This is a genomic window from Streptomyces sannanensis, from assembly GCF_039536205.1.
Taxonomy (GTDB): domain Bacteria; phylum Actinomycetota; class Actinomycetes; order Streptomycetales; family Streptomycetaceae; genus Streptomyces; species Streptomyces sannanensis.
Genome location: NZ_BAAAYL010000001.1, coordinates 5,547,625 through 5,571,904, shown reverse-complemented (window position 1 = coordinate 5,571,904; position 24,280 = coordinate 5,547,625). Strand labels below are relative to the sequence as shown.

Annotated in this window: 20 protein-coding genes and 2 pseudogenes; 10 read left to right on the top strand and 12 right to left on the bottom strand. The window is 69.5% G+C overall.

Going from position 1 to position 24,280, the window contains the following annotated elements; all coding sequences use genetic code 11:
• Nucleotides 1-428: 428 nt before the first annotated feature.
• Entirely contained in the window at nt 429-1,766 is a 1,338-nt protein-coding gene (locus ABD858_RS26000) for a bifunctional transcriptional activator/DNA repair enzyme AdaA (RefSeq protein WP_345044866.1), read from the bottom strand.
• 159 nt (nt 1,767-1,925) lie between these two features.
• On the opposite strand from ABD858_RS26000, the pseudogene ABD858_RS25995 reads away from it, so the two are divergent.
• A pseudogene (locus ABD858_RS25995) lies at nt 1,926-2,042 on the top strand (type I-E CRISPR-associated endonuclease Cas1e); the annotation flags it as partial.
• 604 nt (nt 2,043-2,646) lie between these two features.
• Here the strand turns inward: ABD858_RS25995 and ABD858_RS25990 are convergent.
• Together ABD858_RS25990 and ABD858_RS36880 are read right to left on the bottom strand one after the other, a co-directional pair.
• A complete protein-coding gene (locus ABD858_RS25990; RefSeq protein WP_345041849.1) occupies nt 2,647-3,204 on the bottom strand; it encodes a GNAT family N-acetyltransferase in 558 nt (185 codons plus the stop codon).
• 91 nt (nt 3,205-3,295) lie between these two features.
• Entirely contained in the window at nt 3,296-3,466 is a 171-nt protein-coding gene (locus ABD858_RS36880; RefSeq protein WP_425586253.1) for a hypothetical protein, read from the bottom strand.
• A gap of 597 nt (nt 3,467-4,063) precedes the next feature.
• Between ABD858_RS36880 and ABD858_RS25980 the strand changes: the two genes are divergently transcribed.
• Genes ABD858_RS25980 through ABD858_RS25960 form a run of 5 tightly spaced genes read left to right on the top strand, consistent with a single transcriptional unit; the run spans nt 4,064 to nt 9,202 of the window.
• Entirely contained in the window at nt 4,064-5,674 is a 1,611-nt protein-coding gene (locus ABD858_RS25980) for an ABC transporter substrate-binding protein (protein ID WP_345041847.1), read from the top strand.
• A 23-nt stretch (nt 5,675-5,697) separates the two neighbouring features.
• Nucleotides 5,698-6,663 carry an ABC transporter permease gene (locus ABD858_RS25975; RefSeq protein WP_345044864.1) on the top strand — a complete coding sequence of 322 codons (966 nt, stop codon included), beginning with the start codon at nt 5,698-5,700 and terminating at the stop codon, nt 6,661-6,663.
• Nucleotides 6,656-7,558: an ABC transporter permease gene (locus tag ABD858_RS25970; RefSeq protein ID WP_345041845.1), complete on the top strand. Its 903-nt coding sequence runs from the start codon at nt 6,656-6,658 to the stop codon at nt 7,556-7,558. Before ABD858_RS25975 ends, ABD858_RS25970 begins: the two co-directional genes overlap by 8 nt.
• Nucleotides 7,558-8,529, top strand: a complete 972-nt coding sequence (locus tag ABD858_RS25965; RefSeq protein WP_345041843.1) for an ABC transporter ATP-binding protein — start codon at nt 7,558-7,560, stop codon at nt 8,527-8,529. Before ABD858_RS25970 ends, ABD858_RS25965 begins: the two co-directional genes overlap by 1 nt.
• Complete coding sequence (locus tag ABD858_RS25960; RefSeq protein WP_345041841.1) at nt 8,522-9,202, top strand: ABC transporter ATP-binding protein; 681 nt, start codon at nt 8,522-8,524, stop codon at nt 9,200-9,202. Before ABD858_RS25965 ends, ABD858_RS25960 begins: the two co-directional genes overlap by 8 nt.
• 212 nt (nt 9,203-9,414) lie before the next feature.
• Here ABD858_RS25960 and rsgA read toward each other — a convergent pair whose 3' ends face one another.
• Together rsgA and ABD858_RS25950 are read right to left on the bottom strand one after the other, a co-directional pair.
• A complete protein-coding gene (gene rsgA / locus ABD858_RS25955; RefSeq protein WP_345041838.1) occupies nt 9,415-10,590 on the bottom strand; it encodes a ribosome small subunit-dependent GTPase A in 1,176 nt (391 codons plus the stop codon).
• A 298-nt stretch (nt 10,591-10,888) separates the two neighbouring features.
• On the bottom strand, nt 10,889-11,614 hold the full coding sequence (locus tag ABD858_RS25950) for a recombination directionality factor (protein WP_345041836.1): 726 nt from the start codon (nt 11,612-11,614) through the stop codon (nt 10,889-10,891).
• A gap of 164 nt (nt 11,615-11,778) precedes the next feature.
• Here ABD858_RS25950 and ABD858_RS25945 point away from each other — a divergent pair.
• Nucleotides 11,779-12,352, top strand: a pseudogene (locus ABD858_RS25945) (L-serine ammonia-lyase, iron-sulfur-dependent, subunit alpha); the annotation flags it as partial.
• Between the two features lie 24 nt (nt 12,353-12,376).
• Here the strand turns inward: ABD858_RS25945 and ABD858_RS25940 are convergent.
• Nucleotides 12,377-13,612, bottom strand: a complete 1,236-nt coding sequence (locus ABD858_RS25940) for an IS701 family transposase (protein ID WP_345044862.1) — start codon at nt 13,610-13,612, stop codon at nt 12,377-12,379.
• 213 nt (nt 13,613-13,825) lie between these two features.
• Between ABD858_RS25940 and ABD858_RS25935 the strand changes: the two genes are divergently transcribed.
• A complete protein-coding gene (locus ABD858_RS25935; protein ID WP_345041834.1) occupies nt 13,826-14,575 on the top strand; it encodes a maleylpyruvate isomerase family mycothiol-dependent enzyme in 750 nt (249 codons plus the stop codon).
• Between the two features lie 779 nt (nt 14,576-15,354).
• On the opposite strand, the gene ABD858_RS25930 is transcribed toward ABD858_RS25935, so the two are convergent.
• Complete coding sequence (locus ABD858_RS25930) at nt 15,355-16,881, bottom strand: gamma-glutamyltransferase (protein ID WP_345041831.1); 1,527 nt, start codon at nt 16,879-16,881, stop codon at nt 15,355-15,357.
• 13 nt (nt 16,882-16,894) lie between these two features.
• A complete protein-coding gene (locus ABD858_RS25925; RefSeq protein WP_345041829.1) occupies nt 16,895-17,266 on the bottom strand; it encodes a hypothetical protein in 372 nt (123 codons plus the stop codon).
• Nucleotides 17,267-18,867: 1,601 nt separating this feature from the next.
• Between ABD858_RS25925 and ABD858_RS25920 the strand changes: the two genes are divergently transcribed.
• Nucleotides 18,868-19,575 (top strand): DNA phosphorothioation-associated putative methyltransferase, encoded by a 708-nt coding sequence (locus ABD858_RS25920; protein WP_345041827.1) that lies wholly within the window; start codon nt 18,868-18,870, stop codon nt 19,573-19,575.
• A gap of 165 nt (nt 19,576-19,740) precedes the next feature.
• On the opposite strand, the gene ABD858_RS25915 is transcribed toward ABD858_RS25920, so the two are convergent.
• On the bottom strand, nt 19,741-20,271 hold the full coding sequence (locus ABD858_RS25915; RefSeq protein WP_345041825.1) for an ATP-binding protein: 531 nt from the start codon (nt 20,269-20,271) through the stop codon (nt 19,741-19,743).
• Nucleotides 20,272-20,601: 330 nt separating this feature from the next.
• On the opposite strand from ABD858_RS25915, the gene ABD858_RS25910 reads away from it, so the two are divergent.
• Nucleotides 20,602-21,225, top strand: a complete 624-nt coding sequence (locus tag ABD858_RS25910; protein ID WP_345041823.1) for a nucleotidyltransferase domain-containing protein — start codon at nt 20,602-20,604, stop codon at nt 21,223-21,225.
• Here the strand turns inward: ABD858_RS25910 and ABD858_RS25905 are convergent.
• The 3 genes from ABD858_RS25905 to ABD858_RS25895 are packed head-to-tail and all read right to left on the bottom strand — an operon-like array spanning nt 21,212 to nt 24,177.
• On the bottom strand, nt 21,212-21,670 hold the full coding sequence (locus ABD858_RS25905; protein ID WP_345041821.1) for a PPC domain-containing DNA-binding protein: 459 nt from the start codon (nt 21,668-21,670) through the stop codon (nt 21,212-21,214). The genes ABD858_RS25910 and ABD858_RS25905 overlap by 14 nt on opposite strands.
• Nucleotides 21,671-21,697: 27 nt before the next feature.
• Nucleotides 21,698-22,699, bottom strand: a complete 1,002-nt coding sequence (locus ABD858_RS25900; RefSeq protein ID WP_345041819.1) for an asparaginase — start codon at nt 22,697-22,699, stop codon at nt 21,698-21,700.
• Between the two features lie 59 nt (nt 22,700-22,758).
• Nucleotides 22,759-24,177 carry a helix-turn-helix domain-containing protein gene (locus tag ABD858_RS25895; protein WP_345041817.1) on the bottom strand — a complete coding sequence of 473 codons (1,419 nt, stop codon included), beginning with the start codon at nt 24,175-24,177 and terminating at the stop codon, nt 22,759-22,761.
• Nucleotides 24,178-24,280: the final 103 nt, after the last annotated feature.

Here is a 24,280-nt window from a genome sequence, read left to right as displayed (position 1 = left end):
ATCCGGGGCTGAACGCCTCGGGCGTCTTTCGAACCGGCCCCGCGGTCCGCGTCCCGGTCGTGGCGGCAGTGCCTCCCTGCCCGGCCGGCATGCGCGGCGGCTCGGAAACACTCAGCTCCGACCGACTCCGCCAGGCCGAGCCGGCGGGGGATCCAGCTCCACAGGAAATGCTCGAGTTGATCGCCGACGGCACTGATCAGCAGGGCCACAGCACAGCCGACGCCCTCCACGACAACAGGCAGGACCAGCGGCAGCAGTGCGCGGGGCTGTGGCGGCACCGTGGTCCGGAAAGTGGCTGGGCAAGGCCGGTGCATGACCCCATGCACAGTGGCTGCCCGGGAGCCTGCCGGTGACCAGGTCCGGTCAGGTGAGAAGCACGAGCAGTGCGGGCAGGGGCGCCGGGCCCGGGCCCGGCGCCCCAGGAGCGGTCAGGCCGTCCACAGATGACGCAGGGCGTACGACCGCCAGGGCCGCCATGCCTCGTCGTCGGGCTCCCCGGCCGGCGCCACATCGGGGTCGCCCAGCGCCCGCATCCGGATCAGCGCCGCGGTCCGCGCGTCCATCCCCGGCAGTGCCCGCACAGCCCGCTCCGCCTCGTCGCGGTCGGCCCCCGGATCGAGGCGTACGACCCCGTCGGCGAGTGCCCGGGCCAGGGCACGCAAGGCCGGGTTCTCGTGGTCCACGAGCGCGGCGGGCTCCGGAAAGAGCCGGGTGAGACCGCAACAGGGGGCGGCCACCGCCTCCCCGTGGACCTCGACCAGCTCCGCCGCCCGCGTGGGCCCCACCAGGGTGCGCACCGCGCACTCCTCGGGGTCCGCGGCACCGGGCGAACGCAGCCCCGGCCGCGCCGCGACCTGCGGCGCCAGCCGCGGGTCGGCTCCGAGCCGCTCGTCGACGGCGTACGGATCGGCGTCCAGGTCGAACAGCCGCCGCAGCCGCTGCACGGCGGTGGTGAGATCACGGAGATCGGTGAGATGGATCCGGGCCTCCAGCCACGACCCCGTGGAGTGCTCGTCGACGGCCACGATCCCGCTGCCGTGCGGCAGCCGCAGGGTGCGCCGGTAGGTACGGGCGCCGGGGTCGCCGGTCACTTCCTCGACGTACGGCACGGCCTCCGACGCAAGCAGGTCAAAGACCTCCCGCACCGCGTACGGCCCCCGGTACGCGAGCCGCAGCGGAATGCCCGTCCCCGACCGGCCCGCGGCACGCGTGCCCGCCTCCTTGCGCAGCTCACTGGGGGTACGGGCGTAGATCTCGCGGATCGTGCCATTGAACTGCCGCACGCTGGCGAAGCCCGAGGCGAACGCGATCTCCGTGACGGGCAGCGTGGTCGTCTGCAGCAGCACCCGCGCCGTGTGCGCACGCTGAGCCCGGGCCAGCGCGAGGGGCCCGGCGCCCAGCTCCGCAGTGAGCTGCCGCTGCACCTGCCGGGCGCTGTAACCGAGCCGACCGGCGAGCCCCGGCACGCCCTCGCGGTCCACCACCCCGTCCCCGATCATCCGCACGGCCCGCCCGACGGCATCGGCGCGCACGTTCCACTCGGCGGACCCGGGAACGGCGTCCGGCCGACAGCGGCGGCAGGCCCGGAAGCCGTAGTGCTGGGCGGCGGCCGCGGTGGGATAGAAGCTCACATTCTGCCGCTTGGGAGTCACCGCGGGGCAGCTGGGCCGACAGTAGATACCGGTGGTCCGGACCGCGAAGAAGAACTCCCCGTCGAAGCGCGCATCGCGGCTGCTCACCGCCTCGTACCTGGTCTTCTCGTCCATCACAGGGTCCAGTGTGCGGCGGCACCCGGCACCCGACTGGCGGTTTTCGGACATCTCGCTGGGGGCGCCCAGACCTTCGCCCCGGAGGTCACCGGTGGGACCATCCCCGCGGGTGTGGGGAGCAGCCGACCGGCACTCTCAGGCTGCTCGCGTTCACTCCCCGACGAGGATCCGGCCGGCCTCACTCGCCAGAAACTCCTCGGCCGCGAAGGCCGCCGTGTCAAAGAGTGCTACCGGGCCCAGGTCGCCCGCATCCGCGTCCCGTGGCGCGGCCGCATGTCTCTGTCCAAGCAACGCCGCTCCGGAAGGAGCTGAATGCCACTAATACAAGACTCGGCGGTTTCGCCGGAATTCGTGAAACTACTTCAGGATGTCCTGCACTCGTGACAACATCGCAAGTCACGAAGTGCGCTCCCCGCACCCGCGGGGATGGTCCCCGGTACCTGCATGCTCAGGCTGTTCCGGCTCCGCTGCGGAATCCCGGGCGATCGTACTGTTGTCCAGAAGAGATGCCGCCGTCTCGCGGGTGATGGCCAGCCGCGCCAGCCGTTCCTCGGCGACCACTATCTTCTCGCGCAGGGACGCCAACTCCCCCCGTACGATGCCCTCTTACTCGTCCAGACGCTGAAACAGCGATGTCATCTCGTCCCTGCCAATCACCCGCAGCCGACAGTTGGCTGCCACCGTTCCTGAAGCTCCAGGCAACCGTAGAAGGGACCACAGCAAGATCGCAGAAGGTGACCGTTGATGCCCCCAAACGACCACACCCGTCCGCCTTGAGCCTGTGGCGAACCGCAGACGGACAACTCCCGCCCGCACCACGACGCGTCCCATGATCGAAAGCTCAGGAGCCTCAAGGCCGACCTCGGGCCCTTGGCCTTCAGTCAAGCAGGACGTCAGGTCCTTGCCTCACCGACCGGCGCATACACACCCTCGTCGACAGATCGAGGCCCAAAGCAGCTTCAGCTTCCATCGCCGAGCGCAGCCCCGGCGTGATCTGCTCAGCCTCCAACTCGCTGAAGCCCAAGCGTCGGTAATACGGGGCATTCCACGGAACCGTCCGGAACGTCGACAAGGTGAGCGCAGGCAGCCTCATGTCAGCCGCCCATGAGGCAACGTGATCGATCAACCGGCGGCCCAGTCCTCGACCGCCGGCAGACGGGTGGACACTGACCTGCTCAATATGGGCACAGCCGTCGAGTAGGTCGACAGCCACAAACCCCATCGGGGTACCGACGGAGTCCACCCCCACCCAGACTCGCCCGGCGCGCTGGAAGACAGCCAGCTCCTCAACGGTCTGTGGCGGATTGTCGGCCACGTCGGCCATGCCGATGCCACGAAACGCTTCTCCAGCAGCCAACTGGAGCTCCGGCAGGGACGCCAGGTCGCCCCACTCGGCAGGCCGTATCCCCAGTTCCTTGATCTCCGTCGTCCGCATGAGTGGTGACACAACCACGCCAGGCTGCCCGAGTCCACCGCGTTGGTCGGAAATTGCGGGAAACGATCTCTACGGATGTGGGAAGCGACCTTCAACCCCCAGTGCGCGGTGCTGGTCCCAGGAACACCGTGCTGCGGGCGCTGGCCTCGGACCGGCCGCCGCAGTACCGGCGGGCGCCGAGGGGGTCGGCGGTGGACGCCGTGGAGCCGGCCGTGCGCGAGCTGCTGAAGCAGACCCCGACGATGCCGGTCACGGTGATCACGGAGCGGATCGGCCGGGAGCGGGGGCTGACGATCCTGCGCGAACGGGTGCGCGAGCTGCGGTCGGCCTATGTGCCAGTGGATCCCGTGTCGCGGACGGTTTATGAGCCGGGCGAGTTCGCGCAGAGCGACCTGTGGTTCCCGCCGGTCGACATCCCGGTCGGCTATGCACCATCGCGTCCTCCCACCGAACCCGGACCAGCCACTGTTCGATTGCCGAGGCGTCGCCGTGGTGACGGCGAAGCTCGCGGTCGAAGACGCCGCGGTCGAAGTCCATCTTGCAGGCGACCACGGTCCGGCCGTGAAGGACGTCGGTGAGGCAAGGCAGCAGTTCACCGAAGACGGGGGGCCTGGGCGAGGCGGTCCGGGGTGATGCCGTGCACAGCGATGGCGGCCGGCTGGATGGCGGCGATCTGCACCCCCGGCACAAGGACACCGTCACCGCCCTCGCCGACCTGCCCGCGCCGCCGCTCACCGCAGAGGCCCGGTAAGGGGCGCACTACCGATGCACTCCTTTACATGCTGTTTAATTGCGTGGTGTTCGCAACAGCGCACACCGCGCAATCGCAGCCGAGTCCCGACAGAGGGGTGTGGAGACCATGACCGCCCGATCCATACGCGCCACGGCGGCCGCCGCACTGGCCGGAGCCCTGGCCCTCACGGCGGCGGCCTGCTCCAACCCCGGCTCCGGACCGGACGGGGCGGGCGGCACGGCCAAGGACAGCGCGGTCGTCGGCATCGCCTACGAGCCCGACTCGCTCAGCCCGCTGCTCGGCTACGGCAAGGACGGCAACTCCAAGATCTTCGACGGGCTGCTCGCCTTCGACGGCGACATGAACCTCAAGCCCGCGCTCGCCGCCGAGCTGCCGAAGGTGAGCGCCAACGGCCTCACCTACACCTACAAGCTCCGCAAGGGCGTCACCTTCAGCGACGGCAAGCCGTTCACCGCCAAGGACGTCGTCTTCACCTACCGCACCATCCTGGACCCCAAGACCAACAGCGCCTCCAAGGGCGACCTGGACGCCCTCAAGGACGTGCAGGCCGCCGGCGACGACACCGTGGTCTTCACCCTGAAGTACCCCTACGCGGCCTTCGCCGAGCGCACCGTCCTCGGCATCGCCCCCGAGCACGTGGCCGCCAAGCAGGACGTCAACAACGGCCCGTTCACCACCAAGCCCGTCGGCACCGGCCCCTATGTGCTGACCAACTGGTCCAAGGGCGAGAAGCTGAGCTTCACCGCCAACGAGAAGTACTGGGGCGGCGCGCCCAAGGTCAAGAAGTTCACCATGGCAATCATCAAGGACGACGACGTGCGCGCCACCCGGCTGCGCTCCGGCGACCTCGACGGCGCCATCCTCCCGCCCAACCTGGCCAAGGGCTTCAAGGGCGACCAGGGCCACAAGACCTACGAGGCCACCAGCTACGACTACCGGCTGGTGACCCTGCCCACCCACAACAAGGTCACCGGCGACACCGGCATCCGCCGCGCCCTGGACACCGCCGTCGACCGCCAGACCATGGTCGACCAGATCCTCGAAGGCGCCGGCAAGCCCGCCTACGGACCGGTCCCCACCGACAGCGAGTGGTTCACCCAGGGCACCGAACGCCGCCACGACCTGGCCGCCGCGAAGCAGATCCTGGACGAGGCCGGCTGGAAGCCCGGCCCGGACGGCATCCGGGTCAAGAACGGCGTCCGCGCCACCTTCCCGCTGTGGTACCTCTCCGGCGACAAGCTCCGCCAGGACCACGCCCTCGCCTACGCCTCCGACGCCAAGAAGGCCGGCATCGACGTGAAGGTCCAGGCCGGCACCTGGGAGGTCATCCAGCCGCGGATGAAGACCGACGCCGTCCTGGCCGGCGGCGGCTCGCCCGGCGACCCCGACTTCGACCAGTACCTGCTGCTGAGGTCCACCCTCGGCGGCGACGGCTTCAACAACATGGGCTGGTACGACAACCCGGCCGTCGACAAGGCCCTGGAGCAGGGCCGCGCGACGAACGACAAGGCCGAGCGGAAGGCCGCCTACGACACCGTCCAGCGCGAGCTGGTGAAGAACCCCGGCTACACCTTCCTCACCCACATCGACCACGTCTACGTGGTGGACGACCGCTGGACCGGCCTGTCCACCCAGGTCGAGCCGCACGACCACGGCCTGGCCTCCGGCCCGTGGTGGAACGTGGAGGACTGGACCCCGAAGGACACCGAGAAGTGAGCCGCCGCGTCCCGCTCGGGGCGATGGCCAGGATGGCGGGACGGCGGGCCCTGTTCGCCGTCCCCGTCCTGCTGCTCGTCACCTTCGGCGTCTTCGCCGTCGCCACCGCCTCCCCGTTCGACCCCGTCAAGGCCTATGCCGGCACCGCCGGACTCACCGCCACCCAGGAGAACCTGGACCAGTTGCACGCCAACCTCGGCGTCGACCAGCCGCTCGTCTCCCGCTGGTGGCACTGGCTCACCTCCGCCCTCACCGGCGACCTCGGCGACTCCAGCGTGATGCGCCAGCCGGTCGCCGACGTCATCACCGAACGCCTCGGCTGGTCCACCCTGCTCGCCGCGACCGCCTTCGCCGTCGCCGTGCTGCTCGGCACCGGCCTCGGCATACTCGCCGCCCGCCGCCCCGGCGGCTGGCTCGACCGGATCGTCGGCTCCGCCGCGTACACCCTGGAAGCCGCCCCCGTCTTCTGGCTCGGGCTGCTCGCCATCTGGTTCTTCGCCCTCAAGCTCGGCGTGCTGCCGGCCGGCGGCCTCACCGACACCGCCAGCGACACCGTCACCCCCGGCCAAGTCGCCACCCACCTCGTGCTGCCCGCCCTGGTCCTCGGTGTCTCCCAACTGCCCTGGTTCTACCTGTACGTACGCCAGGGCGTCGCCGACGCGCTGGAGGAGGACGCCGTCCGCGGCGCCCGCGCGCGGGGCCTGGCCGAGCGCACCGTACTGCTCGGCCACGCGCTGCGCTCCGGCATGCTGCCGATGCTCACCCTGCTCGGCTCCCGCGTCCCCGAACTGATCACCGGCGCCCTGCTGGTGGAGACCGTCTTCAGCTGGCCCGGCATCGCCGCCGCCACCGTGCAGGCCGCCGTCTCCGTCGACTTCCCGCTGCTCGCCGCGCTCACCGTGCTCGCCACCGCCGCGGTGCTGCTCGGCAACCTCCTCTCCGACCTGCTGTACGGACTCGCCGACCCGAGGGTGGGCTTCAATGGATGACCTGACCCTGACCAAGGACGCCCCTCCCGGGACGCCGCGCGCATGGCGTACACACGGGCGAACCCGCCGCTCCACCCGCACCGTGCGGGTCACCGCCTCCGCCGTGATCGTGGCCGCCACCGTGCTCGCCGTGCTGATCGTCCCGCCCGTCGTCCAGCTCGACGAGCAGGCCGTCGACCTCGCGCTGAAGCTCCAGCCGCCGTCCCTCGCCCACCCCTTCGGCACCGACGACGTCGGCCGGGACCTGCTGCTGCGCTGCGTCTACGGGCTGCGCGTCTCGCTGCTGGTCGGGCTGGTCGCCGCCCTGGTCGCCACCGTCATCGGCACCGCGGTGGGCGCCGCCGCCGCGGCCTTCGGCGGCTGGACCGACCGGCTCGTGATGCGCCTGGTGGACACCTTCTCCTCGGTGCCGCACCTGCTGCTCGGCATCTTCATCGTGGCCATGTTCCGCCCCGGCGTCTGGCCGGTGATCGTCTCCGTGGCGCTCACCCACTGGCTCTCCACCGCCCGGATCGTCCGCTCCGAGGTGCTCTCGCTGCGCTCCCGGCCCTTCGTGGACGCGGCGATCTCCGGCGGCGCCTCACGGTGGCGGGTCACCGTCCGCCATCTGCTGCCCGCCGTGCTGCCGCAGGCAGGCCTCGCCGCCGTACTGATGGTGCCGCACGCCATGTGGCACGAGTCGGCCCTCTCCTTCCTCGGCCTCGGCCTGCCCACCCACCAGGCCAGCCTGGGCAACCTGGTGCAGACCGCCCGCAGCTCGCTGCTCGCCGGAGACTGGTGGCCCACCCTCTTCCCCGGCCTCTTCCTGATTGTCCCCACCCTCGCCATCGCGGGCCTGGCCGGCGCCTGGCGGGATCGGATCAACCCGCGCCGCCGATCGGAGCTGATGCTGTGATGCCCGCCCCGGCTCCCGTCCTACGGGTCCGACATCTGTCCGTACGCTTCCGGATGCGCGGCGGCCGGCACATCGCCGCCGTCACCGGCGCGGGCTTCGACCTGGCCGCGGGGGAGTGCCTGGCCCTGGTCGGCGAGAGCGGCTGCGGCAAGTCCGTCCTCGCCTCCGCCCTGCTCGGACTGCTCCCCGGCAACGCCCAGACCGCCGGCAGCGCCGTGCTCCAGCCAGCCGACGGAAGCGACGGCATCGACCTGCTCACCGCCTCCGAACGCACCCTCGCCCGCACCGTCCGTGGCCGGCGCATCGGCCTCATCCCGCAGTCCCCGGCCGCCCACCTCACCCCGGTGCGCACCGTCCGCGCCCAACTCGCCGAGACCCTGCGCGAGCTGAACCGCACCCCGAAGAGCGCGCTGCCCGCCGCCGTACGGGCCGCCGCCGACCGGGCCGCCTTCCCCGCCGAACTGCTCGACCGCCACCCGCACGAACTGTCCGGCGGCCTCGCCCAGCGCGCCGCCACCGCCCTCGCCCTGGTCGGCGACGCCCCGCTGCTGCTCGCCGACGAACCCACCACCGGACTCGACCGCGACCTGGTGGACCGCACCGCCGACGAACTGCGGCGGCACGCCGACGACGGCCGCGCACTGCTGATGATCACCCACGACCTGGCCGCCGCCCAGCGGATCGCCGACCGGGTGGCCGTGATGTACGCCGGCCGGATCGTCGAACTCACCGACGCGGCCCGCTTCTTCGGCGAACCAGGCCCTCGCCACCCCTACGCCCGCGGACTGCTCGCCGCCCTGCCCGAACGGGACTTCCGGCCCATCCCCGGACTGCCCCCGGAGCTCGGCGACCTCCCCGCCGGCTGCGCCTTCGCCCCGCGCTGCCTCCGCGCCACCGACCGCTGCGCCGCCGAGCCGCGCTTCACCGGCGGCGTCGCCTGCCACCACGCCGAGGAGCCGGCCCGTGCTTGAACTCGACGCCGTCACCGCCGGCTACGACCGCCGCGCCCCCGTCTTCCGGGCCGCCTCGCTCACCCTCGCCCCCGGCGAGTCGGTCGGCCTGCTCGGCCCGAGCGGCTGCGGCAAGTCCACCCTCGCCAAGGTCGCCGCCCTGCTGCATCGTCCCGATTCCGGCCGGGTCACCCTGGACGGCGAGGAGGTACGCGGCTGGCGCCACCGCGCCCCGCGCCGGCTCCGCACCGCCGTCGGCGTCGTCTTCCAGCAGCCCCGGCTCTCCGCCGACCCCCGGCTCACCCTGTGCGACCTGATCGCCGAACCGTTGCGCGCCACCGGCCGCCGCGCCGAGGTCCAGGGCCGGACCGCCGAACTCGCCGCCGCCGTGGGCCTCACCGGCGACCTGCTCACCCGCCGCCCGCACGAGGTCAGCGACGGTCAGCTGCAACGCGCCTGCCTGGCCCGCGCTCTGGTGCTGCGGCCCCGCTGGCTGGTCTGCGACGAGATGACCGCCATGCTCGACGCCTCCACCACCGCCGCCCTGGTCGCCGCCGTCGAGGAGTACCGCACCGCCCACGGCGCCGGCCTGCTCGCCGTCGGCCATGACCGCGTCCTGCTGGAACGCTGGTGCGACCGCACCGTGGAGTGGGCCGACTGTGCCGGGCCCGAAGTCCACCCGCCCGGTGCGTGACGGTCCGCGGCCCCGCCGCCCGAAGGCCGGGGCCCGACCGGCCCGGACGGCGATCGGGCCGGGGTCCGGCAGCGGTCGGGCCGGGCAGCTCGCCGCAGGCAAGAGCGCCGCCCGGCGGTGGCGCCGCCATTTCGAGGAGGCCGCGGCCATCGGCCTGTGGCACACCCTCGGGGGGGGGGAGCCCCCGGGAACGGGCCCCAGGCCCGTCGGCCCTACCGTCCGCTCTGCCGGCCGCCGCGCTTGGCCTCCATCGCGGCCTTGCCCTGGGCGCCGCGCAGTTTCCACTCGCGGCGCATCTCGGCCCGGAGCCTCGCGTCGGTCTTGGCGATGATGTACTGGTTCTCGCGCATCAGCTTGCGGAAGCTGTCCAGTCGCCGCTCGGGCAGTGTGCCGTCCTCGATCGCGGCGAGCACGGCGCAGCCGGGCTCCGCCTCGTGGGCGCAGTCGTGGAACCGGCATCCCTCCGCGAGCTGGTCGATCTCCGAGAAGACCTGCTCGACTCCGCCGGCGGCATCCCACAGGCCCACCCCGCGCAGTCCCGGGGTGTCGATGAGCGCGCCCCCGCCGGGCAGGGCCAGCAGGTTGCGGGTGGTCGTGGTGTGCCGGCCCTTGCCGTCCACGTCACGGGCGGCCTGCACATCCATGACGTCCTGGCCGAGCAGCGTGTTGGCGAGCGTCGACTTGCCGGCCCCCGACTGGCCGAGCAGCACGCTCGTGCTGCCGGAGACGATGGCGGCGAGCACATCGATGCCCTCGCCGGTCGTGGCGCTCACCGGCAGCACCTGTACACCGGGCGCGGTGGTCTCCACGTCCTGGACGAGATACGACAGCCCGGTGGCGTCCGGCACCAGGTCGGCCTTGGTGAGTACGACGAGCGGCTGGGCGCCTGACTCCCAGGAGTCCGCCGACGTACGCAGCAGTGCCTCACCACTCGAACTGGACATCGCGAGCGCGAGGAACCGTTCGATCCGCCCGAGGTCGAGTTCGACCGCGAGCGACACACAGATGACGATGTGATCGATGTTAGTGGCCAGCACCTGGCCCTCGGACCGCTTGGACGACGTAGACCGCACGAACGCGGTCCGCCGAGGCAGGATCGTCCGCGCGTACCGGGGATCATCTCCCTCGGGATCTACGGCGACCCAGTCCCCCGTGCACACGACCTTCATCGGGTCATGGGGAACGACGAACGCGGTGTCAGCACGGACGACGCCGTCAGGGGTAGTCACATCGCACTGACCACGATCGACCCGGACGACCCGGCCCGGGACCAGGCCCTGAGCGGCGTACGGGGCGAACTCGGCCTCCCAGCCCTCGTCCCAGCCGTAGGCGGCGAGGACGTGCTGAGCATCAGAAGTGGAAGACGTGTTGAGCGAAGCGTTAAACAAGGGGAACCCTTCGAGGGGTGGCCCCGGCAGCGCGCTCCGAGCGCGCGGATCGAATGGGTGTCAGCCGGAGGCCACAGGGGTGGGAACGATGAACTCCTGAATGCGGGCAGAGCCCGTCACCGTGACAGTCATCAATGTCCTCACCTCCTGCTTCTTACTCAACGAACCAACACCGTGCCCTGGGCAGCGACACAGCCGCGCCTTGGAACGAGCAGAACCATAGCCTCGCCCCAGGACACGGCACCACCGATTAAATTCGGGGTCCCCCCGTACGACGCCGACAAGCAGCGGACCAGCGTCACGCCGCAAGTCGTACGGCATCCTGGGCGAGGACCTGGGTCCTGCCGATCTCAACGACCGGCCGCCTGTAGCTCACGGCGATCCCAGAGCGCGTGGTGAACTCCACCAGTTCGTACCGGAGTACACCCACGACCGGAACAGCCGCCGTGTCCAAGGCGGCAGCCAACGCGGGCAGCTCGGCAGCGAGTTCCCACGAAGTCGATACGAGGTCGAACGCCCCCAGCCCGGGAAGGTCCGCCAGCCGGAAGCCGATTCGGACCTCAGGTGTCGGCCCGCGACCTGCCTGGGCTGCCGCCTTGCGATCAGCCAGGCTCGCCAGACAACCACACAGCGATCCACGTGCGCCCGCTGGCTCCAAGAACCGAGTTCCGTCGCAGACATGGAAAGTCTCACCAGCTCCGCACATCACCATGCGAAGCGAGACGGCCCCGCGGCCACCCAGCAAGACAGGGATGTGATCGCGGCAAGTCAGGACCTCGACGACACGCTCGTCGCCGGTGTCCAACAACTGCGGCACACCTCCATAGAGCCCACCCACAGCGTCAGCGACCGCATGGTCCTCCGTCGTAACGCGCCACGCCGACACCGCAATGGGCCTTCCACCCCGCTGGCGCGCCACGTGAAAGCGGCCCACGGGACGGCCCTCAGGCGGGTGCGGCAGGTCGACCCCGTCATCGTCAAGGTTCCGATCCCGAATGGAGCTGGGATATGAGCGGGGAGACATGGTCTACCTCCGGTAGCGAGATGTTCAGTGACCCCGAGGATCCGCAGTACTCGCCGCTTGCCCTAACCGGGATTCACCTGTATTGAGGCGCCAACCCGCACGTCATCAGGTCCAAGCAGGGTCTGACCAGCTCCGCCAGCACCTCTACGTCACGGCAGGTGTGAGCGCATGCCCTATGGACAGCGAGGTCCGGGCCCTCAGGGGCCGAAGAAGCTCTCTCTGGAGCGGGCTGCAGCAGCGCAGCCGACATCATCCCTGCGGTCCTCCACTACAACCTGAACTTCGTCCCGGGCGCCGACGAAGACGGCATCGTGCGCTTCCTCCTCGCGGCGGGCGCGCCGGCATGTTCTTCAAGGAGAACGCGTCGATCTCGGGCGCCACGGTCGGCTGCCAGGGCGAGGTCGGCTCGCCTGCTCGGTGGCGGCCGGCGCGCTCGCCGAGGTCCTCGGCGGCTCCCCGGAGCAGGTGGAGAACGCGGCCGAGATCGGCATGGAGCACAACCTGAGCCTGACCTGCGACCCGGTCGGCGGCCTGGTCCAGATCCCGTGCATCGAGCGCAACGGCATGGCGGCGGTCAAGGCCGTCACGGCGGCGAAGATGTCGATGCCCGGCGACGGCAGCCACCTGGTCTCCGTCGACAAGGTCATCAAGACCATGAAGGAGACGGGCGCCGACATGAGCGTGAAGTACAAGGAGACGGCGCGCGGCGGTCTCGCCGTCAACATCATCGAGTGCTAGTACTCCAGCCGTAGTTCGTGATCTTCATGCTTGAGCGACTTGCCGCCTGTAGTGGCTGGCCCGGGATCGGGCCTGGTGGCGGCGTCGCCAGTCGGACCAGCCGAGCCGGTGGGCGGCATCGTGCACGGGTTGGATGACGAGAGTGATGAACAGGCGCTGGATCTCGTTGCAGGTGAGCGATATGAGGCCGTTCGGTGCCAGGTGGCGGGCGTGCTCATCGGCTCGGACGACAGCGAGGAAGGCGTGGGCAAGCATGGCGAGGGTGACCCAGCGTGACCAGGACACGTATCGGCGAACTTGGTGCTCGTCCAGGGCGGCCAGGCCTTTGCCGGACTGGAAGAACTCCTCCACCCGCCATCTTGATCCAGCGACTCGCACCAGCTCGGTCAACGGCACCGGGGCGGGCGAATAGCAGCGGTAGTAGGCGAGTTCGCCGCTACTACGGTTGCGGCGAATCAGCAGCTGGCGGCTCCCGGGCCGGGGGTCGGCGAGGTCGATGACAGCCCAGTCGTAGAAGCGGTGGCCCTTCGCCCCGGCCCCGGCTGACAACTTCTGCCAGGCCCGCTTGGGGACCTTCTTGGCCAGGGCGTCCGCGCGGAACCTCCCGGCGCCGGTGGTCGCTTCGTGCGAGCAGGCCACCGCGAGAACGTAGCCAGTGCCGCGTTCCTCCAGCGCGGTGCGAAGTTTCGGGTTGCCGCCGTAGACCTCGTCCCCCGCGACCCAGAGGGTCCGGTGACCGGCGTCCAGGAACCGGGTGACCATACGGGCGGCCAGTTCCGGCTTGGTGGCGAAGGCGGTCTCATCGCCGAGCCCGGCGGCGCGGCAGCGGTTGGGGTCGGCGATCCACGAACGTGGGACGTACAGTTCCCGGTCCACCGCGGCGTGCCCGCGCTGACCGGCGTAGACCAGGTAAACGGCAACTTGGGCGTTCTCGATCCTGCCCGCGGTGCCGGTGTACTGGCGCTGGACGCCGACCGTGTGCGTGCCCTTCTTCACGTCGCCGGTCTCGTCGACCACCAACACCGCCCGCTCGTCGTGCAGGTGCTCCACCACGTAGCCGCGCATGTCGTCGCGGACGGCGTCGGCGTCCCACTTGGCCCGGCTGAGCAGGTGCTGCATGCCATCCGGGGTGGACTCCCCGGCCCATTCGGCGATCGTCCAGCAGTTCTTGCGGGGAAGGTCCGACAGGAGTCCGAGCACCAACCGCCCGACTCGCCGACGGGGCTCCACCCGCACGAAACGGCCCGCGATCCGGTTCATCAGGCCCTCGAATGCGTCCTGCCAGCGGGCCGGGTCTACGCTGTGACCTGCGGCCACCGCATGATCTTCAGTCTTCACACGCCGATGATCAACGGTGGCCGTACGCGTTCCCGCACCGGCCCCAGCAACACGACCACGAACCGCTGCTGGAGTACCAACGGGTCGGTGGAAAACCGGATCGCCGCTGTCAGTGCCGGGTGATATGAACCGGGGATGACCCAGACGCCTTCCTTCGAAGACCTGCTGACCCTGATCGAAGATCGCTCCGCAGCCCTGCGCAGCAGCGTCGCGGGCTCCCCCGATCTGGATGTTCGCGTCCCCAGCTGCCCCGACTGGTCGCTCCACGACCTCGTCGAGCACCTTACCGAGGTCCACCGGTTCTGGGCGGCGGCGGTCACGGCCGGCCCCAGTGAGAAGCCCCCGACCGTGGCGCCGGCCGATGACACACTGCCAGCCGGCCTACTGGCCCGCTCGGCCGCAGCCGCCGAGGGGCTGATCGCCGCCCTGCGAGCCGCCGGTCCCGCGGTGGGCTGCTGGACCTGGTGGGGCAACTCCGACGTGCCGATGACGAGCGGTGCCGTGGCTCGTCATCAGGTCCAGGAGGCCGCTGTCCACGCCTTCGACGCCCAGCTGGCCACCGGAACTCCCCAGCCCGTCCCGGCGGTTGTCGCACTCGACGGCATCGTCGAGTTCATCGGCGTCAGCCACGGCACCGCCGGCCCCTGGCCGCACGAGCCGGTCCGGATCGGCCTGCACGCAGCCGAGGGCGAGTCCTGGCTGGTCGACCTGACAGCATCGGGATCACACATCATCGACGGCCAGCACAAGACAGCTGCCAGCCTGCACGGATCGGCGAGCAATCTGCTGCTGACCCTGCACGGCCGCCTCCCCCTGGACAGCCTGCGAAGCGAGGGCGACCGCGCCTCCCTGGAAAACCTTCTGAGCTGGCCTGACCTGGGTTGACACCCCAGCCCGAGAAACCCCCTGCGGGGCGCTGGCCGCCGCCATCTCCGAGCGGCCCCAACCAGCAAGATCACGAACTACGGCTGGAGTACTAGGCAGATAGGCCCTGAACAGCGCGTTCGCATCTTTCAGCGCTGTCAGGGCCTTCCCTGCTTACGCAGCGAAAAGTCCCTGGAATCTCCCTGCGACAGACGTGAAAGTCCCTGAAAAGTCCCTGGGATGTCCCCGGGGGACTTCGCTGCTTGCGGTTGGGTACGGCCGACTTCAGGACCGAGCCGGCGCTCTTGCCGTCTGAGGGTATGAGTGCAGTGGGCACAGCCAGGTCGCGAGACCTGCGCATCATGAGACCACGAGCGATCATGTTTCCTGGTGCCACGTCGTGCCGCCTCGTGACGTTTCCGCTGATCAGAACAGGTGTCCCGGGTTGGGCTGTGCTGCTCGGTGTTGCACCGCCCAAAGGCGTCTGTCCACCGGCTGTCCACCGCGAAGCTCGGCATTCAGTTCGTTCCGCGCGATCGTCGCAGCCCGCTCCCCATCGAGTCAGTCCTCTGGGAAGCGGGAAGGAGGCTTTTGCAGGAACCCAACAGCCAAGAACCAATCAGGGCACCTAGGCATTAACTGTATGGGGCACGGGGTGTGGTGATGACCGACGACGGCCGCGGTATCCCGATCGCGTCCCATGAAGCCCCACGGGACATGACCCCGCCCGCCCGCGCGAGAAGCTGTCGGAATGGGCTTTCTTCGCGATCGCGCGCCCGCCACGTAGTAAGTGCATGCGCCTACCGACGCTCGCGGGCGCTGGCCAGCACCGGCTCGCTGTGTTCGATCGCGAGGTATGTTTCGGCAGTCGTTCCCTCAAGGAGCCCGCTCTCCTCCGAGTCCTCAAGGGACACCTCAACCTGGCGCCCCGACAGAAGATCACTCCAGGACCGTGCATCAGCCTGCGCGAATCCGTGGCGGACATCTGCGCGCAGGCGGAAGCCTCGCTCCTCTTCCTGCGCGTAGTAGGCACGGCGAGTGGCTCGGCTGTACTCCTCGCGCTCCTCGTCGTCGACGCCGTGATGCGGCCTGACAAAGTCAGGCAGCAACACCAACTCATTCACGGGCATTTCGGACTGCGCCTGGTGCAAGGCAGCGCACGCGGCGAAGAGTCGTCGGGACATGCCCAGGTGGAGGCCAATCCCAGGAAGACGGGCGGCGATAAAGTCGCTGGCGTCCCCGTGTGCCCGCAGCGCGGCCTCGCCGGTCACGGAGTCGGAGCGCAGTCGGCGACGAATCTCCCGGGTGGGCTCGTCGTGCTCAACGGGAGTGAGGGAACCCGTGCGATGTCGCAACCGCGCGGAGCGCGCCTTGCTGACGGGGATGAGGCGGAGATCCTCCACTGCTCCGAAGGCGATTGCCTGGTAGGCCATCAACTGCGACCGAGCCACTGCCAGCAGCGCCTCCACATCTTCTGCAATGTGGTCCTCAGCCCCGTCCGGCGGCGGTCCGAGCGGCGGGATCGCGCTGCCGCCATCAGGAGGCGGAGGTGTGATCGACGTTGTGTCTATCGTCATGAACAGGTAGTCGTCCTCCCACCTCTTCCGGTGCGGCAAGGAGGTGCCGCACAGTACCTGACGGTGGGGGACGGTCATCAGGTCACTGCCGCCGTTCAGCTGCACCTTGCCATCCTTCAGGCGCCCCTCGCCGAGGTGGCGACCGGCTTTGGCCTCGACGAGCCAGGGAAGCCGCGGACTCGGATGCGTGCCCCATAGATCCGGCAGCCGGAGACTCGCGTCCAGGAACCCCTGGTTCCCGTTGGGGCCGCCAGCCTCGATGTGCCGCGTACTTCCCAGACCAGACATGCCGACACACGCCCACTGCGCCATGGTCATCCCCAGGTGGTAGCCGAACGCCGAGTGAGCACTGCGCTCGGTCCCGTGCTGATAGACGGCGCTGACGAACAGCCGACGCCCGGCCGCGTGATCCGGCCCCGACACGTCCTTCATGTACAGGTAGGCCTGCAACGGTGCCACCCGCGCGATGAATTCGTTCACCGCCAGCCAGGGCGTCTTCCGAAGCCACGGCGCCAGATCGCGCCCAACGCCCGTGGCCGCCTGCAGGATCTGCCGCCACGCGGTCGTCGCCAGATAGAAGCCGTCGCGGGGGAGCTGGCCCGCAGCGGGCCACGGGTCCACGGCACCCTTCCACTGCGCTTCAAAAGGACGCCGGAGCTTACCGGTACTGCGCACCACAACGGGTACGTCCACGGCATCCGACACTTCGAAGAGGTAGTCGACAGCGTCCTCAGGCGGGTTCATCACCATGAGCCACACCCTGTCACGTCTTCACTGTCTCTACGGTCGCCAGCATCCCCGCCGCTCCGCTCGTGCTGCCAGGCCGGTGAGACGTACAAGTTAACGGCCTCTTGGCGCGCTCGGTGTTCAAGTGCAGCTTGGAGCAGACCCGATAGAGGGCAGTCAGGTGCGGGTCGTGGTCTTCGAGGAAGATCTCGGTCACGGTGTAGCCCTCCATACGCAAGCGCACGCGGATGAGCATGGAGGTGGCGTCGAGGGGCGCCACGTCGGGGTCGTAGGCGACGGTCGATAGGTCGCCCTTGCAGGCGAGCATCATGGGACTGTCCCGCGTGGTGGTGCCGCGGCGGATCCGGACGGTGACGCCGTTGAGGTGGGCATGGGTGATGGTCGTCACGCCGTCACCCCAGACGGGGTTAGGAGCCGTCGCTGGCCCCGCCGGCAGGATGTGGTCGCCGACCCGACGGTCGGGGCGCTGGGACCCGGCCGTTGGCTGCTGCTTCGGTCACGCCGCCCTACCTGGGCGTTCTCGGCCCAGTCGGCGCGAGCGTCGGCCCGGTCTGCGGCGACCTGATTGAGGCGATCGGCCTGCCCCCGCAGCTTGGCCGCGACGTCCGTGACCCCCTTCGGGTCCAAGTTCTCCATGACGCAGTCCTCGACGACCGCAATGGTCGCCCTCACCTCACCACCCGTCCGCCCGTCCGCCCCTCCGCCCCTCCGCCCCTCCGCCCCTCCGCCAGGATGACCACCGATTCGCGGCTATCCATCCGCCGGCAGCACCGCGGCGCTGAGCTGGCTCCTTGGGGCTGGCGCCACAGGGCGGGGCACCGCCATCCCATCAGCACCCGCGACGGCAGTTCGTCACCCTGAGGGACAGGCGGAATCTTGCCCACAATTCCCAGAAAAGCACGGCCTCCGCTCGCAGAATCAGTTTTAACGATCGCTGCCGAGCAACACACACGCTCCCTGCCCACGCATTCCTACGAACCGCCAATTAATCGTGTACAACGCGGGACCTCTTCTATCGCTCACGGCAGACACGAAGGACTGGATTCCTTGATCCAACCCATGTCAACGTAGGAGGACTCGAAAAAACGGCCCATCAATGAAGGGAATTACCTCCCACGAGACCCAGGGACCTGACTGCCTACACAGGCACCTGGAAATTGATTGATCGAAATAAAGCGCATGGGAGCTTCGCGCATGGTTCCAAATAATCCGATCGCTAAAAGACATCGCACCCCGTTGCCGCAGTGGCTGACTAACCGCCCTCGTGATCGCAGGGGTTACCCGATCACCTACGTCACAGCGATTCGCCCCGATGGCCTCCCCGACTTCACGGAAGTGGACGGTGCTCGACGCCTGGAGTGCATCCGCGACGGGCTTTGCGGTTTGTGCGGTGACCCTCTTCGCTACTGGCGTGCAGTAATCGGCGGCCCGGCGGTAATCCGGCTCCGCCTGACGCTGGATCCTCCCATGCACGTTGAGTGTGCAATCTTCGCTGCAACAGACAGATCTGCTGGCTGCCCGTTCTTGCTGAAAACTGGCACGGCCCGTTACTCAAAGCCTGCCGTGCCGGGGACGCCGGAGCGCCCCAGCCGCATGTTCTTGGCCACCACTCGCTCTCACCAGTTGGAGCGCGATGTCTCTGACGTCCTCGCTCGTTGTGCAGCGTTTAAAAATGTGTGGGAGATCCAGGATGGCAAGCTAATTCCCCTTCAAGGGGCTATCTCCTGTCCTTGATACGAATGGCGCAGCCGGCAGGCTGGATGCCCTCGCCCCCGCAGTCGTGGGGGCGAGGAACTTCCGAGCGCGAGAGGGGCCACCTCGGCGGTCAGCCAGCGCTATCCTGAGCGCGAAAGCCCCGGTTGACCGCTGGCCTCGCCGCCGGGGCTAAAACGTACCCGGCGCAGTCTCTCTGCTGGAGCTCAAGGTGTTCAAGGGCCGTCCGTGGATGCAGCCGGGTCTGTCGATTGATTGTGTGTGAGGACGTGATCAGTGGGCCAGAGAGGCTGGGGCAGCGACCGTCGGCTGACCGCGATCAGCAGGGGTGGGCTTTCGGTTCCTGCTCGCCAGGCGGTCGTCGACGGGCAGATCCTGCCGGGCAGTGCGGTGCTCGACTATGGGTGCGGGCGTGGGGAGGATGTGCGCGCGCTGGAGCACATGGGGTGTGAAGCGGCCGGCTGGGATCCGTTCTACCAGCCGGATGTGCGCTTGGAACCGTGCCCGGTCGTGCTGCTGACCTATGTCCTGAACGTGATCGAGGACCCCTCTGAGCGGCGCCGCACCCTTCAGCGTGCCTGGGAACTGGCAAGCACAGTCCTGATCGTCTCCGCGCGCCTGACTTGGGAGCGGTCGAAGGTCAGCGGCGAGGAGTTTGGTGACGGCCTGTTGACCCGGCGCAACACCTTCCAACACCTGTACGGTACCCGCGAGCTACGGACGTACGTAGAAGAAGTCACGGGGGTCCGTGCCGTCTCCGCCTCACCTGGGATCATCTACGCCTTCAAGGACGACACAGCGCGGCTGAGCTACCTGGCACGTCGCATCATCGCCGACGACCACTGGCTGGCCTCGGACGACAGGACCTCCGCGATTGCTGCGCTGGTCCGGGTCTCGCTGCGCGACCATACGACGGCGCAGGTAATCGTGGGCGCCATCCTGGGCGGCACGGCGGCAGCTGTGGTGTTCGCAGGACTGCGCTGACCCATCCGCGCAGGTTCACCGCGTCAGCGGACCGAGAGGGACCCGCCGGATCAGACAGCGGTTAGCCAGTGTCGCTTGACGCCCTCGCCTCTCGGGGCCTGCTGCTACCCTGCTGCCTCGCCGGACGCGTCCTGGCAGCGTTCTTCGGACGGGATCTGATGCCTGTCAGGCGCTTCGGGGTCTCGGTTCACTCTCGGCACAGGATGCCTGAACGCCGTCAGCATCCTTCCCCTCGGACAGCTCCGCCGAAGCCGTGGCCAGCACGATCCAGGCGGCCTTGGCGCCGCATTCCGTGACGTGGAACCCCCACTGCCCCTGGGCCAGCTCATTCACGATGCGCAGGCCCCGTCCCCGCTCAGCGAGCAACCCGCCCGCCCCCTCAGCCGGTTCGGCGTCCGACGAGGACATGGCACCGAGGTAGAGGCCCGTGGGGAGCAGAGGATCCCCATCATGGATCTCGCAGATGTATCTCCCGGCGGCCGAGCGGAGGTGCACCTCGTACGGGCCGCACGCGTGCTCGTGCGCGTTCGCCACGAGCTCCGAGACTGCCAGGACGCCGTCACTGATGACGTTTCCGGACAGGCCCAGGTCCTTGAGGACACGTCGCAGAACCGCGCGGGCTTCGCCGGTCGGGTTGAGAGTGTGGTCGGTCCAGCGGTACACGAGGCCGAGAGCGGCGGACGGCGCGCTGATCATCGGGCGGCGGACCTCCTTGTGGGTGACGTCGATGGCCGTCTCCCGAGGCTGCGACGTGGTCGCGGAAGTGCGTCAGGTACGCCGCAGAGAGACGTACGGCCGCAGGAAGCACGCTGGCTTCGGGCGCGCGGCTCCGGGAGGATCGTGGCTCAAGCACCAGCCACGAGGCCAGTCGCGAGTCACGCACTCAACGATGGACGCAGGTGCCCCTGATACTCATGGGCGTTTATGAGCGCAGGGACGAACGATCGACAAGGCGCTCCAGCGAGACCGCCGACACCCGCCGTCGGCCTTCACCTCTGCCCGTCCGGCCACTGAGAGTATGGGCGGGTGAGTGCTGACGTGTTGGGACGCTGGGTGCCGGATCGTCCCGAGGATGTAGCCGCGGTCTTCGCCGAGGCGGAATTCCCGTGGTGGATCGCCGGTGGCTACGCGATCGAACTCGCGGTCGGCCGCGAGCTGCGCGCACACGGCGATCTCGACGTCCTCGTCCTCCGGCGAGACCAGGCCCTCGTACGTGAACTGCTGGCCGACTGGGACCTGTACGTGGCGGACCCGCCCGGCCAGGGGAAGCTGCGACCGTGGCGTCCTGGAGAGGTCCTTCAGCCGCCGCTCCACGACATCTGGTGCCGCCGCACACCGAAGGCGCCCTGGTCCGTGCAGCTCATGCTGGACGAGGCCGAGGGCACCCAGTGGGTCTCGCGGCGCACCCCGGAGATCCGGCTCCCGATCGACCGACTCGGGCGAACGAGCGAGACAGGCATCCCGTATCTCGCGCCCGAGGTGCAGCTCTTCTACAAGGCGAAGGCGACCCGGGACAAGGACGAGACCGACTTCGATGCGGTACTGCAGCTGCTCGCCCCTCCGGCACGCGCCTGGCTGGCGGACGCGATCAAGGTGATCGCGCCCGGCCACCCCTGGCTCCGGCGGCTCCTTCCGGTCAGCCGAACGTGAGCAGCGGAACGTCGTAGAGGCCGGGGTTCCGGGGCCGGGTCATCGTGGGCGACGTGACCTCCACGATCAGCAGCTCGCTGAGGAACTGGACCTTGGCGCTGAGGAGGTGGCTCGTCCTGCCGTCGGCCGACTGGGCTTTCAGGCCGGCGGAGACGTGGATGTGCGGGAGTATCTCGCCGGTGGCGGGGTCGTGGGCGAGGGTGCCGGCGCCGAACGCCTCGACGTTGGTGACGTACGTCTTCGCCCAGACCGGTGCGTCCGGGTCCGCGAGTTTCTCGCAGGCACCCACGATCTCGGCCTCCGCGAAGGCTCCGATGAACGAGGGGATGTAGCCCTGGCGTACGCCGTTGTCCTGGCAGAAGGTGGACAGCGCCTCGAAGAAGTCCTCCCCGTGGTCGAAGGTGACGCCGAAGGTACGGCCTACGGTCAGCTCGTGAGCACGCATGTGCGGGTGTCTCCTGATGATGTGGGATCAGCGGGCGGAGGCAGTGGTGAAGGTCTCGCGGACTGCCACCCCGTCGGCGCCCTGGGCGAGCAGGGCCTGCAGCAGGAGCCGCGCCTGGTACGGGCCGAGGTCTCCGGCGCCGATAAGCCCTCGGCCGAGGAGGTCCTTCTCGGAACCGGGGAAGCCGTACGTGTCGGACAGGACCGGGCCGTTGCCGATGCGGGAGGCGAGGACCACAGGAATGCGGGAGGCGAGCTTGGTGAGCCCTTCGACGAGACGCTCCGGAACGTGGCCGACACCGAAGGCCGCGACCACGAGTCCGTCGCAGTTGCCGTCCCACAGGTCGAGCAGGGCACCGTCGTCGCCGAGGGTGACGGTGTAGAGCCCGACGCGCGCCTCACGGGTGGGGGCGCCGACCAGCGGTCCGCGGGACGGCAGGCCGCCCACCATCCGCACCCGGTTCTCCGCGATCCGCGCGATCGGGCCGCACGCTGGTGAGGTGAAGGCGGCGGGGCTGGTGGTGTGGGACTTGCGGACGGTCCGAGCCGAGTGGATCTCGTCGCCGAGTACGACGAGGCAACCGGCGCCGCTGAGTCCGGGGTCGGCGGCGGCCAGGACGGCGGCGTGGATGTTGGCCGGACCGTCGGCGCCGGGCAGGGTGGGATTGCGCATCGCGCCGGTGACGACGACCGGCTGCTCGTGGCCGTGGTAGAGGTCGAGGAGGAAGGCGGTCTCCTCAATGGTGTCGGTGCCCTGGGTGATGACGACGCCGTCGACTTCTCCGGTCTCCAGTTCCGCCGCGATCGCGGCGGACAGTGCGGTGAGGTCATCGAAGGTCAGGGAGGCGCCGGGCAGACGTCGGAAGTCCCGCACCTTGAGGCCGATGCCGCTCGTGGCCAGGGCGGGTACCGCGGCGAGGAGCTCGTGGGCCGAGAGCGCGGGTACGACGCCTCCGGTGGTGGGATCGGTGGTCATGGCGATCGTGCCGCCGAGGGAGAAGACCGCCACGTTCCTGACCGACTCCGTCATATCCCCTGCTCCCCTGTCCGGACGCCGCCGAGCACGGCCTCACGAGTGGTTCACGCAGGCTATCGGGTCGGCGCCGTCCGGATACGCGGAATGATCACCAGCTGCTCGGCCACGAACCGGCAGGCGGCCTCCAGCCCTTCGAGGCCGAGCAACCGGCTGCGCGGCCGGGCGAGCCGCTCCGTGCCGACTGCCGACAACTGTGCGCACCTGCGACCGAGCCAGGAGGCATCGAGGCCGAGGTATTCCGCGGTTGCCGCAAGGCGCTCTCCGGCCTGCTCGGCTGCCGTGGCCGAGTGGTGGCTGACGTGGCCAGTCACATCGGCGAACGTCCGCAGGGCCCCCGGCCGCGCGGTGACCGCCAGGTGGGACGCCCCCTCGGTCCGTACCCAAGAGGCGATGACGGCCCGGCGCCCGGGAGAGAGGGCGAAACCGTCAGTGTGTGCGAAGCCTCCGTCGTCGGTCACCCAACTACGAATGCCGAAGGACTCCATGAGCGCAATGGCGAGGAACAGCAGAACGCGCTCGTACGCCAGCGAGGCAGCGACCGCCGTCTCGGGGATGCAGAACCCCCGGCCGCTGGTACCGCCCGGACCTCGCGGGGCCATTCGTTCGAGATAGCGGTACTTGTGCCGGAAGAACAACCACGTGGCGGCCTCCTCACCGCGCTGTTCCCTGGTCCAGAAGACGGGTGCGTCGCCCAGGTGGTCACGGTGGCCCAGGATGTACCGGGCTGCGGTCTCCGAACCGATCAGCATCCGGGAGACTTCGGTCAGGCCGTGGTCGGAGGCGAGCGGCAAGCCTGGGGAAGCGGTGAGCGACGCCAGCGAGGTGTGCAGGGACTGATCGTCGCCGAGCAGTGCCGCCTCGAATCCCGACATGGCCCACAGGATGCCGTATGTCAGGTCGTCCAGTTCGTACGCGGCGGGGATGTCGACCGGGTCGGAGGCGGTGGCGGTGGCGCGTACGCCGCTCGGTCGGGCGTCGGTGACGAACTGCCGGACCGCCCCGTCCACCGTGCGGTTCGCGACGACGAGCGCGCGCATCGGCATGGTGCGCCAGGCATCCAGCTCCGGGCGGGAGTCGAGTCTCAGGTTGTCCCCGAGGAACGAGGCCGCGGGAAGGGTCAGCACGGGGAGCGCCGTCGTCGAGACCGACCGGCCGGCGGGTAACAGGAGCTGGCCCGGCCCTTCGGGCAGCGCCGCGTACCCACGGGCCCTGGTGTCTGCCGTTCCCGGCCGGCCCGTGGAGTCCGGGTTGTGCGGATCGGCCGTGGGCAGGAGCCCGAGCAGCTCCTCCGGAACTCCCAGCGCATCGGTCCACTGGACGAACTGCCGTCGGTCGCGGATCTGTTTGAGCCCGCGTTCCAGTCTGCTGACCTCGGCCTGGTCGATGCTGACCATCCGCGCCACGCCGGCCTGGGAGAGGCCCGTGTGCTTCCTGAACAGCTTGACGACGGTTCCGAGTTCCCATGCGGCCACGGCTCGCCGGACCGTCGGATCACGCCAGAAGGCCGGGTCGGCCCGTCGGGCGGCCGGCCCGTCCTGGCACGAGGCGCATCGTGTACCGGCGTTGAAGCGACTG